At 71.6% G+C, this 12,538-nt stretch carries 11 protein-coding genes; 4 read left to right on the forward strand and 7 right to left on the reverse strand.

What is annotated here, in order from left to right; genetic code table 11:
- Positions 1 to 8: 8 nt before the first annotated feature.
- The 4 genes from ACFP1K_RS04080 to ACFP1K_RS04095 are packed head-to-tail and all read right to left on the reverse strand — an operon-like array spanning position 9 to position 4,027.
- A complete protein-coding gene (locus ACFP1K_RS04080) occupies positions 9 to 584 on the reverse strand; it encodes a GTP-binding protein (protein ID WP_380747101.1) in 576 nt (191 codons plus the stop codon).
- On the reverse strand, positions 565 to 939 hold the full coding sequence (locus tag ACFP1K_RS04085; RefSeq protein WP_380747102.1) for a DUF742 domain-containing protein: 375 nt from the start codon (positions 937 to 939) through the stop codon (positions 565 to 567). Before ACFP1K_RS04085 ends, ACFP1K_RS04080 begins: the two co-directional genes overlap by 20 nt.
- Positions 936 to 1,340 (reverse strand): roadblock/LC7 domain-containing protein, encoded by a 405-nt coding sequence (locus ACFP1K_RS04090; protein ID WP_380747103.1) that lies wholly within the window; start codon positions 1,338 to 1,340, stop codon positions 936 to 938. The genes ACFP1K_RS04085 and ACFP1K_RS04090 overlap by 4 nt, the downstream gene beginning before the upstream one ends.
- Positions 1,337 to 4,027 carry a nitrate- and nitrite sensing domain-containing protein gene (locus ACFP1K_RS04095; RefSeq protein WP_380747104.1) on the reverse strand — a complete coding sequence of 897 codons (2,691 nt, stop codon included), beginning with the start codon at positions 4,025 to 4,027 and terminating at the stop codon, positions 1,337 to 1,339. The genes ACFP1K_RS04090 and ACFP1K_RS04095 overlap by 4 nt, the downstream gene beginning before the upstream one ends.
- Before the next feature lie 109 nt (positions 4,028 to 4,136).
- Here ACFP1K_RS04095 and ACFP1K_RS04100 point away from each other — a divergent pair, with 109 nt between their 5' ends.
- Positions 4,137 to 4,967, forward strand: coding sequence for an SDR family NAD(P)-dependent oxidoreductase (locus tag ACFP1K_RS04100; RefSeq protein WP_380747105.1), 831 nt, complete (start codon positions 4,137 to 4,139; stop codon positions 4,965 to 4,967).
- Positions 4,968 to 5,112: 145 nt separating this feature from the next.
- Positions 5,113 to 6,258 (forward strand): acyltransferase family protein, encoded by a 1,146-nt coding sequence (locus ACFP1K_RS04105; protein WP_380747106.1) that lies wholly within the window; start codon positions 5,113 to 5,115, stop codon positions 6,256 to 6,258.
- A gap of 3 nt (positions 6,259 to 6,261) precedes the next feature.
- Here the strand turns inward: ACFP1K_RS04105 and ACFP1K_RS04110 are convergent, their stop codons facing one another.
- Positions 6,262 to 8,169 carry an NAD(P)-binding protein gene (locus ACFP1K_RS04110; protein ID WP_380747107.1) on the reverse strand — a complete coding sequence of 636 codons (1,908 nt, stop codon included), beginning with the start codon at positions 8,167 to 8,169 and terminating at the stop codon, positions 6,262 to 6,264.
- Positions 8,170 to 8,588: 419 nt separating this feature from the next.
- Between ACFP1K_RS04110 and ACFP1K_RS04115 the strand changes: the two genes are divergently transcribed.
- Entirely contained in the window at positions 8,589 to 8,726 is a 138-nt protein-coding gene (locus ACFP1K_RS04115; protein ID WP_380747108.1) for a hypothetical protein, read from the forward strand.
- 34 nt (positions 8,727 to 8,760) lie between these two features.
- The gene (locus tag ACFP1K_RS04120; protein WP_380747109.1) at positions 8,761 to 10,284 is read left to right on the forward strand and encodes a flotillin family protein; all 1,524 of its coding nucleotides are present in this window, start codon (positions 8,761 to 8,763) and stop codon (positions 10,282 to 10,284) included.
- Between the two features lie 891 nt (positions 10,285 to 11,175).
- Here ACFP1K_RS04120 and ACFP1K_RS04125 read toward each other — a convergent pair.
- A complete protein-coding gene (locus ACFP1K_RS04125) occupies positions 11,176 to 11,964 on the reverse strand; it encodes an isocitrate lyase/PEP mutase family protein (protein WP_380747110.1) in 789 nt (262 codons plus the stop codon).
- Positions 11,961 to 12,458, reverse strand: a complete 498-nt coding sequence (locus ACFP1K_RS04130) for a carboxymuconolactone decarboxylase family protein (protein ID WP_380747111.1) — start codon at positions 12,456 to 12,458, stop codon at positions 11,961 to 11,963. The genes ACFP1K_RS04125 and ACFP1K_RS04130 overlap by 4 nt, the downstream gene beginning before the upstream one ends.
- Positions 12,459 to 12,538 lie beyond the last annotated feature (80 nt).

Genomic DNA, 12,538 nt, shown 5'->3' on the forward strand with positions numbered 1-12,538 from the left:
GGCGGTTCCTATCCGGCGGCGGGTGTGAGCGTGCGCAGCGCGTGCTCCACCAGCGTGACCAGCACGACCTTGGCCGAGGCGCGGCGTCGCACGTCACACATGAGCACGGGGACCTCGGGGTCCAGGTCGAGCGCGATGCGCACGTCCTCGGGCTCGTGGCGATCGGCGCCGTCGAAGCAGTTGACCGCGACGATGAACGGCGTGCCGCGCTGCTCGAAATAGTCGATCGAGGGGAAGCAGTCGGTCAGGCGCCGGGTGTCGGCGAGCACGACCGCGCCGAGCGCGCCGTAGGACAGCTCATCCCACATGAACCAGAAACGCTCCTGGCCGGGCGTGCCGAACAGGTACACCACCAGGCCTTCGCGGATGGTGATCCGGCCGAAGTCCATGGCCACGGTGGTGGTCGTCTTGGCTTCCACGCCGTCGATGTCGTCGACACCGATGCCGCGGTCGGACAGCACTTCCTCGGTGCGCAGGGGGCGGATCTCGCTGATCGCGCCGACCAGTGTGGTCTTCCCCACGCCGAAGCCGCCCGCCACAAGGATCTTGAGAGCGACGGGCTCCTCAGAGTGCTCGTAAGCCATTGATCACTTCCTTGAGAATGCGCTCGTTCGGGCGCGGTCCCCGGTGGGCAGGAGCCCGTACGCCGATCATGCCGTGATCGTGGAGATCGCCGAGGAGAACGCGGACCACGCCGAGCGGCAGGTCGAGCTCGGAGGCGATGTCCGCGACCGACATCGGCCGCTCGGACAGCTCGAGGATGCGCTGTTCCTCGGGGCCCAGACCGGCCTCGCCAGTGTACGGAGCGCCGGTCGCCGTGACCATAGCGATCAGATCAAGGTTGTCGGCCGACGAGCGGGTGCGGCCACGGATCAGGGCGTAGGGCCGGACCAGCGGGCCCGCCTCCTCGTCCAGCCACTGTTCTCCGCGAATGGTCATGGCGATGTCCGGGGGTTGGTGGAGATGTGCTGGCCCACCCGCTTGACGAGCATGGCCATTTCGTAGGCGATGTGACCCACGTCGGCGTCCGCGCTGCTCAGCACCGCCAGGCATGTGCCGGTGCCGGCCGCGGTCACGAAAAGGAAGGCGTTCTCCATCTCGACGATGGTCTGCCGCACCTCGCCGCCGCCGAAGTGGCGGCCGGCGCCCCGGGCGAGGCTCTGGAAGCCCGACGCCACTGCGGACAGGTGTTCGGCGTCTTCCCTGCTGAAGCCTTTGGACGCCCCGACGACCAGGCCGTCGGTGGACAGGATGACGGCTTGGCGCACTGCTGCGACCCTGGTGATGAGATCGTCGAGGAGCCAGTTGAGTTCGCCGTTCGACGAGACTTTGCCAGTCATTCGTCACCCTTCTCGCCGGTCGCCTGATGTACGTAGCCACCACTATGGTCGCGCAGCCCGTGCTGTTGGTCACGCCGGTCCGTGCTTCCGGAGGGCTGGTCGCCCTCGTCGTGTCCCGTGCCCGGCGGTGGCTGCGCGCCATCGTGCCTGCTCAGGTGCTCATTCGCCCGGTCGTCCTGTTCTGCGGACTTTTCCCGCATATCCCGCTCCGACTCCAGCCGTCCCCGGCGTCCGCCTTGCTGGAAGGCGGAGAACATGGCGCGCGCCTCGTCGGGCGAGCGCTGCGGGCCACCGGTCGTGCCCGCGGGATCCTCCGCGGGCGTCGGGGCGGCGAGCGGGGTCGCGCCCTCCCGGGTCCGCGTGTCCGGCTGCTTGGTGTTCTCCCGCAGCTGCGGGGCGATGTTGGCCTGGCGCACCCGGCGGGGCAGGCCCGCGTGGGTGCCGCCGGACGCGGTCGGCCTCGGCTTCGGCGCCGCGGTCCTCGGCTGGGGCACCGAGGACGGCGGCTCCGTGGCGTCGGTGATCGGCGTGATGCCGGGGTCGGTGTCGGGGCCGTTGTCGATGAAGCCCGGCACCACCGTCAGCGCCGGGCTGTCGGCGGGGCGCGCGGGGGTGAAGAACGGCGAGGTGCCGTTGTCCTGGTCCTCCTCGGCCCGCGCGACCGGCGTGGCGGGGGTGGCCGGCACGCTGGTGACCGCGTCCTCGGGCTCGGCCTCGGCGGGCGCCTGGCCGATGGAGCCGCGCGCGTGGCGCGGCCCGGTGTCGGCGAGCGAGCCGGGCAGGGGAGCGGGGGAGCCGTCGTCGGCCACCAGCTCGCGGGGGATGAGCACGATGGCCGTCGTGCCGCCGTACGGCGACGCGCGCAGCACCACGCTCACGTTGTTGCGCGCGGCGAGCTGGCCCACGACGAACAAGCCGAGGCGGTCGCTGTCGGCCAGGTCGAACTCCGGCGGGTTCGCCAGCCGATCGTTGATCGACGCGTACTCCTCCGGGCTCAGGCCGAGCCCGCGGTCCTCGATCTCCACCACGAAGCCGTTGGCGACCGACTCGCCGCGGACCTGCACGCGGGTGCGGGGCGGGGAGAAGAGCGTCGCGTTCTCGATCAGCTCGGCGATCAGGTGGATGAGGTCGGCGACGGTCGAGCCCGCCACGAAGGCGTTCGGAAGGGGGAACAGGTTGACCCGGGTGTACCCCTCCACCTCGGCGACGGCGGCCCGCACCACGTCCACCATCGGCACGGGCTTGCGCCACGCGCGGCCGGGGGCGGACCCGGACAGGATGATGAGGCTCTCCGCGTGGCGGCGCATGCGGGTGGTGAGGTGGTCGAGCTGGAACAGGTCCCCCAGCGCCTCGGGGTCGAAGTCCCGGCGCTGCATCGTGTCGAGCAGCCGCAGCTGCCTGTGCAGCAGTCCCTGGTTGCGGCGCGCCAGGTTGAGGAACACCTGGCTGACGCCCCGGCGCAGGTCGGCCTGCTCCACGGCGGCCTTGACGGCGGTGCGCTGCACCGAGCCGAACGCCTCCGCGACGTCGTGGACCTCGGCGGAGTCGCCCCCGGCGATCGGCGGCGCCTCGGCCTCGACGTTCACCTCTTCACCCTTGCGCAGCCGGTCGACGACCCGCGGCAGCCGTACGTCGGCCAGCTCGCGGGCGGAGTTGCGCAGGTCGGCCAGCTCACGGATGAGGCGGCGGCCGAAGCGCACCGAGATGATGATGGAGGCGACCACGGCGACCAGGCCGAGGCCGCCGGCCAGGCCGATGCGCAGCAGGATGCCGGTGGCGACGCTCATGGCGCGGTCGGCGAGCCCGACGGACGCCTTGATGCCCACCTGGTCGAGCATGGCCGACAGGCTGTCGGTGATGGCCTGCCAGCGGCTCACCGACGGAGGCAGCGGGCCGGTGGACCTGGCCCGGTCGATGATGTCCTGCTCCATCGTGATGAAGCGCTTGAACGTCGGGGAGGCGAAGACCTCCTCGTACGGCTTGCGCAGGTCCGGCTCCAGCATGGCCATGCCCTTGGCGTACTGGAAACGCCGGTTCGACACCCATTCCGCGAACGACGTGTACTCGGCGTCGGTGAGCCCGTCCCGGGCGATCGCCGCGCTGATCAGAGCGTTCTCCCGGGAGATGATCTCGCGGGCCTGGCCCATGTTCTGCATGGCGCCGGCCTGCTCGAAGATCGACAGGTCCGGTACCGAGACCATGCGGTCGTACAGGCGGAACACGCCGTCCATGATCTGGTTGTAGGCCTGGATGTTCGCGAGGCGGGTCGACTGGCCGCTGTCCACGTTAGCCCGGATGCCGGGGAGGTGCTCCAGCTCGTTGAGCAGGGCGGTCGTCGCGATCTTGGTGACGTCGTTGAGCACGCCCTGGGTGTCCTCGGACAGCGCGGCGGCGCGGAACTTGGCCAAGGAGACGTCGGTGGCGCGCCGCTGGCCGAACAGGCGGTCCTGTTCCTTCGGCACGACGCCGAACGCGGTGGCGGACATCGACCGTTCGGACTGAATCTGGAGCCCCAGGTCCGTGGAGGTGAGTCCGAGGCTTTGGTAGATGGTGTTGGCCCGCATCAGCGAGATGCCGTCACCGATCGTCAGATTGAGGACGAATCCCCAGAGGGCGCTTAGTGAAAGCAGAGGTAGGAGTAGCAACGAAAAGATCTTGAAGCGGATCGACCGCTTTCCAGAACCCATGGTCACTCCTGCGCGCCGGGAGGATCTTGCCGCATTTGGGGGGGAATGCACCTCCGGAAGATCGCTCAGAAGGCTAGCACCGATAGGGTTCCGGCGTACTGGAGGACGAATGATTACTGTAATAACAGGCGCCACAGCCGGTATCGGCGCGGCCGCCGCCGAGGGGATCGCGCGTGCAGGGCACGACGTCGTCCTGGTCGGCCGCTCCCGCCCCAGACTCGACTCCGTCGCCGCGCGCATCGAGGGGATCACCGGGCGCCGTCCCGACGCCCTCGCCGCGGACTTCGCGTCGTTCACCGAGGTGAGGGCACTGGCCGCCGAGTTACTCGACCGCTACGAGCGCATCGACGTGCTCGCCAACAACGCCGGGGTGATGACGTCCAAGCGGGAGGTCACCGCGGACGGCCACGAGACCATGACGCAGGTCAACCACCTGTCGGGGTTCCTGCTCACCAACCTGCTGCTGGAACGCCTCACGGCCTCCGGCGGCCGTGTGGTCACCACGAGCTCACGGGCCGCCAAGACGGGCCGCCTGGACCCCGCCGACCTGAACCGCACGAAGCGGCGCTGGAACGGCTGGCTGCAGTACGCCGACACCAAACAGGCCAACGCGCTGTTCACCGTCGAGCTCGCGCGGCGCGGCGTGGCGGCCACCTGCTTCCACCCCGGCGTCATCAAGACCGGGTTCGCGGCCGGCACGCTGGTGATGAAGATCTACGGGCTCATCCCCGGTTACTTCAAGACGCCGGAGCAGGGCGCGTCGACGCTGGTCCACCTGGCGACCACGGCCGACGGCACCGACCACTCCGGCCGCTTCTTCAGCGAGACCGCCGTCCCGTCCGCCGTTCCTGAGAAGATGAGCGACCCGGCCCTGGCCGCCGCGCTATGGTCGGCCAGCCTCGCCGCCACCGGCCTGCCCGCCGAACTACCCACCGCCTGACCCCGCCGCCCCGGCCGCACGGCGCCTGACCCGCCGTCGCCGGACGGGCGGCACCGTACCGCCGGCCAACCGTCGCGCGGTGTTCCCCGGGGAGCCATCCGGCGTTCGCCCGGCACCCGATCCGCCGCGTTAGGGTCGGGGCCTCGTGACGACCCCCGACGCCCCGGCGGCCCCCGGCTCGGTGCCCGCGTCGCGGCCCTCGGTGCCGGGCACGGCCGCCGTGGAGAGCCCGCCCGGTGTCCTCGGTTTCCCCGCGGACACGCCCGCCCCGCCCCGCCGGCCACGCGGGGAGCGCGACCCGTTCCTGGACAACGCCAAGTACCTCGCGATCATCCTGGTCGTCGTGGGCCACCTCATCGAGGACCTGCGGGACGTCCCGGCGGCGCACGCGCTCTACTTCTTCCTCTACACGTTCCACATGCCGCTGTTCATCACGCTGAGCGGCTACCTGTCGCGGAACTTCACGTTCTCCCCGGGCAAGGCGCGCAAGCTGATCAGCGGCCTCGCCGTGCCGTACATCATCTTCGAGCTGGCGTACTCGCTGCCGCGGCTGTTCCTGTACGGCGACCTGGACATCAGCCTGCTCGACCCGTACTTCCTCACCTGGTTCCTGATGTCGCTGTTCCTGTGGCGGCTGTCCACCCCGGTGTGGCAGCAGCTGCGGTGGCCGCTGCTCGTCGCCGTCCTGCTGTCGCTGCTGTCGGGCATGAGCGAGCTGCCGGACGAGCTGTCGATGAACCGCACCTTCGGCCTGCTGCCGTTCTACGTGCTCGGCCTCATGCTGACCCCCGCGCACCTGGACCTGCTCAAGCGGCCGGCCGTCCGCGTGCTCGGCGCCGCCGTGCTGGCCGGCGGGCTGGTGCTGGCGTTCGCGCTGCACACCGACATCGCGACCGAGTGGATCAGGTGGCGCAACAGCAACGCCAAGATCGGTGTGGACAACCTCACCGGCAGCGCGATGCGGCTCGGCATGCTCATGGCGGGCGCGACGCTGCTCTGCGCCTTCCTCGCCATCACCCCGTCCCGCCGCACGTGGTACTCCGCCCTCGGCGCGGCCACCATGTACGCCTACCTGCTGCACGGCTTCTTCGTGAAGGTCTTCCAGGTGTACGCCAAGGAGATGAGCACCCCGGCGGGCGTCGCCCTGGCCGTCCTGCTGGGTGTGGCCCTCGCCACGCTGCTCTGCACGTCCCCGGTGCGGCGCCTCACCCGCTGGGCGATCGAGCCCGACACCTCGTGGTTCTTCACGGCGCTGCGGCGGCCCACCAAATCCGGCGGGAAGGGCCGCTGAGGGTCACGACGGGGCCTCCAGATCCCGGACGGCGCGGCAGGCGGCGCTGACGGCGGCGTCGGCGTCCGCGCCGGGGACGGCGTCGGAACCGGCGATGGCGATCCGGCCGAAGCGGCGGCGCGCCGTCTCGGCGGGGGCCGGGCCGCCCGGGTGGAAGGCGTCCCAGGGCCGCGCGTACGCCGGGGAGAACCCGTGGCCCCAGCGGTTGACGGTGAGCCCCTCGACGTCGCGCGCCGGGTCGAACCCCCACGGGCCGAGCAGCCGGGCCAGTTGCTCCCGCACGCCGAACTCCAGCGCCCCGTACGGCGTGCCCGCCAGCGCCCGCCGTCCCGCCACGGCCGCGTCCCCCGGCGCGGTGCCGGGCGTGGCGGGCGTGTGCACCAGATGCGCGGTGATGGGCTCGCCGGGGGTCGCCGGGCAGCGGTAGGCGCCCAGGCTCACCGGCGCGGCCAGTTCGGCGCCCGCCCAGTACGCCCCGGTGAAGCGCACCCGGTGCACCCCGGCGTCCCGCCAGGCCCGCCAGTCGCGCAGCTGCGCCGTCGCGTGCACCACCGGCATCCGCACCGCCCGCCGCATCGCCTCCTTCTGCGCGGCGGGCAGGTCGTCCACCACGTACGGGATGACGCTGTGCCAGCACGCCATGACGACCCCGCCGGCCCGTACCGTGCGCACCCGCGCGCCGTCGAAGTAGCCCACCGTCGCGCCGGTCGCCGTCCCCGGCGGCCCGTCGTTGCGCACCAGGACCACCGGGCTGGACAGGCGCACCCGGACCCGGTTGCCCGCGCGGTCCAGCGCGGCGTGGTCGAACGCCGTGGTGGTGATGTGCTCCATCGAGGGGTCGGCCGCGAACCCCGGCACCATGCGGCCGACCATCATCCGCACCAGTGCCTGGTTGCCCTCGGGGAAGCAGTACACGTCCGCCTGCCCCGAGGCGCGCCGCTCGGCCACCCGCGGCGAGTTGTACGGCGACGGCTCGGCCGCAAGCCCGAGCCCCGCGAAACCCGGGTAGGCGAACGGCCCGGACAGCGCCCAGGCGTCCAGCGCGCCGAGCGCGTCGGCGCCGTACGCCCAGGTGGCGCTCGGCATGGTCTGGCAGAACCGCACCGCGTCGGGGTGGACGCGGCAGACGTCCCGCAGGAAACCCTGGTAGGTCAGCCCGGCGAGCAGCCGCTTCTTGTGGTCGTCCGGCAGGCCCGGGAACCAGTCGGGAGCGTGGTCGAACAGCATGACGAGGTCCTGCCTGGCCCGTTCGGCGATCGGCAGCTCGGCCGCCCACTCGGCGGTGGCGCGACCCGGCCGCAGCACCACCAGCCGGTCGCGGCCGAAGGTCTCCCGGTCGCAGAACACCGCCTCGTGCATGCCGAGGCCGGGGTAGAGACCGGTGTCGTGCTGGCGCCCCGGGACGACGCCGAGTTCGGCGAGCAGCTCGCGGCCCTCGGGGGACCAGGCGCGCGGCGCGTACAACGCGCCGGAGCCGCCGTGCGCGACGAGCGGGCCGCGGCGTCCCGCCGGGTGGAACTCGTTGCGCCGGGCCTGGCCGCCGATGTCGTCGTGGTTGTCCAGCACCAGCACCCGCGCGCCGGGGTGGCGCCTGGTCCAGGTGTAGGCGGCGGTGACGCCGCTGATGCCGGCGCCGACCACGACGAGGTCGTAGCGCTCCCCGGTGGGCTCCGGCGTGCCCGCGTGCCGCCAGAACCGCCCGTCGCGCAGCGCGTGCGGCACCGCGACGGCGTCCGGGGTGTCGCCGCGCAGCCCCTGCGCGCTCGCCGGGTGCCGCGACTCCTGGCTTTCGGCGGGCGGGCGGGCGCGCGGGAGCGTCCTCGCGGGTGGGGAGGGGGCGGGCACGGCCGCGCAGGTGACCGCGGTCGCGACCCCGTCCAGGAAGTCGCGCCGGCTGATCGGGCGGTCCATCCCGAGCTCGCGTGCGCGCCTTCCCGGAAGATCATCGCCAAGCGGGAAATGAGCCGTCATTCCGCGATCATCACCCCTGCCGGAAAACGGAAAGCGATGGGGCGCGGGGGGTGGATGAACTCTTTCTGGGTTTATTGCGCCCCCTGTACGGGGCGATGTTTGCGATTTGTAACCTTTCCTGTCCTAAGCCGGGAACGTCGGGGTTTACCAGGCCGTTAGGGGAGGTGAAGGCGATGCGCGCGGGTGGCCCGAGTCACGGGGATGGGGCCGCCGAGCCCGTTCTCCGTGCTGATAAAGCGGGGCGAACGGAGTACTGTTCGCGTGCGGCGATGCATTCGACGACGGGGTGACAACGGGTGGTCGGCAGGCAGGGCAGGGTGACCGGCCGTATTGGTCCGGGCCTTGTGGGTGAGGTGTTGGTGCCGATACGCGGGGGCGTCGAGGCGTTCTACGCCTACCCGTCGGTTCCCGACGAAGAGATCGCCCCGGGGACGATCGTGATCATCGTCGAGTATTCGCCGCCACGAACGATCTACGTGGCCCGCGCGATCGTCTGACTCTCCCACCCCCTTTTGTGCAACCGGAGGTCCAATGACCACCACCGAGCTGGCCTTCTGGGTCGGCGGCGTCATCGTCCTGTTCGTCGTCATCACACTGTTGTTCAAAGCGGTGTGGCGGGTCGCCGAGCCCAACGAGGCGCTCATCATCTCCGGGCTCGCGGCCCGAGGTAAGAATGAACTGGCCGAAAGCCTGGGCTTCAAGATCATCACCGGGAAGGGCACCGCGGTGCTCCCCGGGTTCCAGACGGCGCGGCGGCTGCGTCTCGACAGCCGGGCCACCAACCTCCAGGTGAACTGCGTGACACAGCAGGGCATCCCGGTGCAGGTCCGCGGCGTGATCATCTACAAGGTCGGCGACGACTTCACGTCCATCGCCAACGCGGCCCGGCGCTTCCTCGACCAGCAGGACAGCATGAGCGGTGCCATCCACGAGCTGTTCACCGGCCACCTGCGCTCCATCATCGGCAACCTCACCGTCGAGGACCTCATCCTCAACCGCGAGCGCTTGACCGGTGAGACCCGCAGCAGCGCCGCCGACGAGATGAGCAAGCTCGGACTGGTGGTCGACTCCCTGCAGATCCAGGAGATCGACGACGAGACCGGCTACATCGCCAACCTCGGCAAGCCGCACGCCGCCCGCATCGCCGCCGCCGCCCGCATCGCCGAGGCGCAGCGCGACCAGGAGGCCACCGAGGCCGAGCAGGTGTCCGCCGCCAAGAAGGCCGCCGCCATCCGCGAGTCCCAGATCCAGCAGGCCGGCTACCAGGCCGAGATCGACCAGGCCTCCGCCAAGGCCCGGCAGGCGGGCCCGCTGTCGGAGGCCACCGCCCGCCAGGAGGTCGTGGTCCAGGAGACCCGGGCCGCCGAGCTGGAGGCCAACCTCTCCGAGCAGCGCCTCCAGTCGCAGGTCCGCAAGCCCGCCGACGCCAGGGCGTACGAGACGGTCACCATCTCCCAGGCCGAGCGCGACGCCCGCATCGCCCAGGCCGAGGCCGAGGCCAGGGAGACCGAGCTGCGCGCCGTGGCCCAGGCCTCCCAGGTCAAGCAGGCCGCCGCCGCCGAGGCCGAGTCCGTGCGCCTGCGCGCCGAGGCCGCCGCCGGCGCCGCCCGCGCCACCGGTGAGGGCGAAGCCGCCGCCAACAAGGCCCGCGCCCTCGCCGACGCCGAAGGCGCCAAGGCCAAGGGCCTCGCCGACGCGGAGGCCGCCCGCGCCCGCGGCCTCGCCGACGCCGAATCCGCCAAGGCCAAGGGCCTCGCCGAAGCCGAAGCGATCCAGGCCCGCGCCCAGGCCCTGGCCAAGAACCAGGAAGCCGTGATCGCCCAGCAGCTGGCCGAGAACTGGCCCCAGATCGTCGAAGCGGCCTCCAAGGCCTTCGGCAACATCGACCACATGGTCGTCCTCAACGGAGCCCAAGGCGTGGAGGAACTCCTCGCCAAAGCCATGACCCTGGGCGGCACCGGCCTAGGCCTCGCCCGCTCCCTCTTCGCCAACGCCACCCCCCCAAGCCTCAACGGCACCGAACCCCCCACCAAGACCCCCACCGAAACCGCCTGACCAAGCGACTCCCGGCAGGGAAGCGGCCCCCGCCCCCTGCCGGGAGCCCCCGCACGCGGTGGCCCGGCCCCTACGGCCGGAGTCCCCCGTTCCGGATCACTTCTTGGCCCGGCGCCGGTACGGCGGGAAGTGGAACGGCGAATACGGCGCCGTTTTACGGCGGCTAACCCGTGGTGTGCGCGGCGCCGATGAAATGGTCCTTGCGCAGGGCGCGCTTCGCGCGGAAAGGCGCAAGGGCTGTGCTCAGGCGGGGGACACCCCCGCACCCCCGGGCCTGCCGGGCTCATGGTGCTGCACCGCGACACGTCCCGGTGAACACTCGCCGTCTCGGTCCACGCCTCCGGCCTGGCTCCATGCCCCGCCTTACGGGGGCCCGGCTCTCGTCGCCTTCTGGGAGTCATGTGCACCGGCGCCGCGTCGGCGGGCCGTGGCACGGCGAAGTCGGCGCCGCCGTACGGCGGAAAACCACACGTATCCACCCGCCACGGAAATGGTCCTCGCAGAGGGTGCGCTTCGCGCGGAAGCCGCAAGGGCTGTCTTATGTGGGGGCAGGCCCCCACACCCCGGCCCTGCCGGGCTCATAGTGCTCCACCGCCACATGTTCCGTCGGGCCGGTGTCGCGCCGTATGACGGCGCCGTGTTCGCCGTCCACCTTCCCGCCGACCCGGCGCCGGACAAAGACGAACCCGACGAGGCGACGGGGGCTCTGGCGGCACCGCCGTATGGCGGACGACCCGGCCGTACGGACGTCCCGGGCATGGCCATCGCGCAGGACGCGCTCCGCGCGAGAAGACGCAAGGGCTGTATTCGGGCGGAGGACACTCCCGAGCCTGTCGACCCCCCGCCTCCCTCCACCCCCATGGCCCTGCCGCTCGGCTGGGCGGGGGCCGGTCAGGGCTGTGGGGGAGCGAAGGGTGATGTGCCGGAGGTGATGGTGTCGAGGAGGGTGCGGTGGTGGGTTTGGAGAAGGGTGTGGAGGCCGGCGCCGAAGCTGATCCGGGCTACGCCCATGGTGGACAGGTCGGGGATCGAGGGCATGCCGGGGAGGAGCAGGATGTTGACGGGGGCGGCGATCTCGGTGACCAGAGTGGTGATCACGGCGGGGTCGGTGGCGAGGATCGGGAAGACGCAGTCGGCGCCCGCTCGCAGGTAGCGGCGGCCGCGTTCGACCGCCTCGGTGAGGCGTTGCCCGGGGGAGCCGGTGCCGTGCACGAACGTGTCGGCGCGGGCGTTGATCACCAGCTCAGGGGCGGCGGCTCGTACGGCGGACAGGAAGTCCTCCTGCTCGGCGGGGTCGATGATCGCGCCGGTGCGCGGGTCGGAGTCCTCGAGGTTCACGCCCACCGCCCCGGCCGCCGCCACACGCTCGGCCAGCTCGGCGGGTGCCATGCCGTACCCGCGTTCCATGTCGGCCGTGACCGGCACCGGCACCGCCCGCGTGATCCGCGCCACCGCCGCCAGCATCTCCTCGGCGGGTGTGGCCTCACCGTCGTCGTACCCCAGTGACCGGGCCACCGCCGCGCTGCCGGTGGCCACCACCGGGAACCCGGCGTCCACCACGACCCGCGCCGACCCCGCGTCCCACACGTTCGGCAGCACCAGCGGCCGTCCGGGCACGTGCAGCGCCCGGAGTGTCGCCGACTTCTCGGTGAGCGCCGCCCGTTCGACGGGCGCGCTCATTGGCCGTGCGGACGGTAGTGGCCGGGCTCCATGCGGGTGGCCACGCCGATGCGGTTCCACGCGTTGATGACCGTGACGGCCCAGATGAGTTTGCCCAGCTCCTCCTCGCTGAACTGCTCGCCCGCCCGCGCGTAGAGCTCGTCGGAGAGCCCGTCCTCCGCGATCAGCGTCACGGCCTCGGTGAGCTCCAGCGCCACCCGCTCCCGCTCGGTGAAGAACGGCGTCTCCCGCCAGGCGGACAGCGTGTAAAGCCGCTGCTCGGTCTCCCCCGCCGCCCGCGCGTCGATGGTGTGCATGTCCAGGCAGAACGCGCACCCGTTGATCTGCGAGGCACGAACCCGGACGAGCTCCAGCAACGACCGCTCCAGCCCACTCCCCGACACGGTGGCGTCCAGCTGAAGCATGGCTTGGTAGATGTCAGGAGTCCGCCGCTTGACGGCCACCCGGGGCGCGTGCGGCGCGACCTTGGCGCCATCCCTCGTCGAAGTCTTCATAGGACGATGCTAAAAGCGCCCCCACCAGCACCGTCAGGCGGGTCCCCACCCCCCAGAAGACGATCACCCCGGTCCCGGAG

It is taken from the genome of Sphaerisporangium aureirubrum (assembly GCF_042658925.1).
Lineage (GTDB): Bacteria > Actinomycetota > Actinomycetes > Streptosporangiales > Streptosporangiaceae > Sphaerisporangium > Sphaerisporangium aureirubrum.

Coding starts and splice junctions, on each gene's coding strand:
- ACFP1K_RS04080 (WP_380747101.1), bottom strand. CDS start 584: ATGGCTTACGAGCACTCTGAGGAGCCCGTCGCTCTCAAGATCCTTGTG.
- ACFP1K_RS04085 (WP_380747102.1), bottom strand. CDS start 939: ATGACCATTCGCGGAGAACAGTGGCTGGACGAGGAGGCGGGCCCGCTG.
- ACFP1K_RS04090 (WP_380747103.1), bottom strand. CDS start 1,340: ATGACTGGCAAAGTCTCGTCGAACGGCGAACTCAACTGGCTCCTCGAC.
- ACFP1K_RS04095 (WP_380747104.1), bottom strand. CDS start 4,027: ATGGGTTCTGGAAAGCGGTCGATCCGCTTCAAGATCTTTTCGTTGCTA.
- ACFP1K_RS04100 (WP_380747105.1), top strand. CDS start 4,137: ATGATTACTGTAATAACAGGCGCCACAGCCGGTATCGGCGCGGCCGCC.
- ACFP1K_RS04110 (WP_380747107.1), bottom strand. CDS start 8,169: ATGGACCGCCCGATCAGCCGGCGCGACTTCCTGGACGGGGTCGCGACC.
- ACFP1K_RS04120 (WP_380747109.1), top strand. CDS start 8,761: ATGACCACCACCGAGCTGGCCTTCTGGGTCGGCGGCGTCATCGTCCTG.
- ACFP1K_RS04125 (WP_380747110.1), bottom strand. CDS start 11,964: ATGAGCGCGCCCGTCGAACGGGCGGCGCTCACCGAGAAGTCGGCGACA.
- ACFP1K_RS04130 (WP_380747111.1), bottom strand. CDS start 12,458: ATGAAGACTTCGACGAGGGATGGCGCCAAGGTCGCGCCGCACGCGCCC.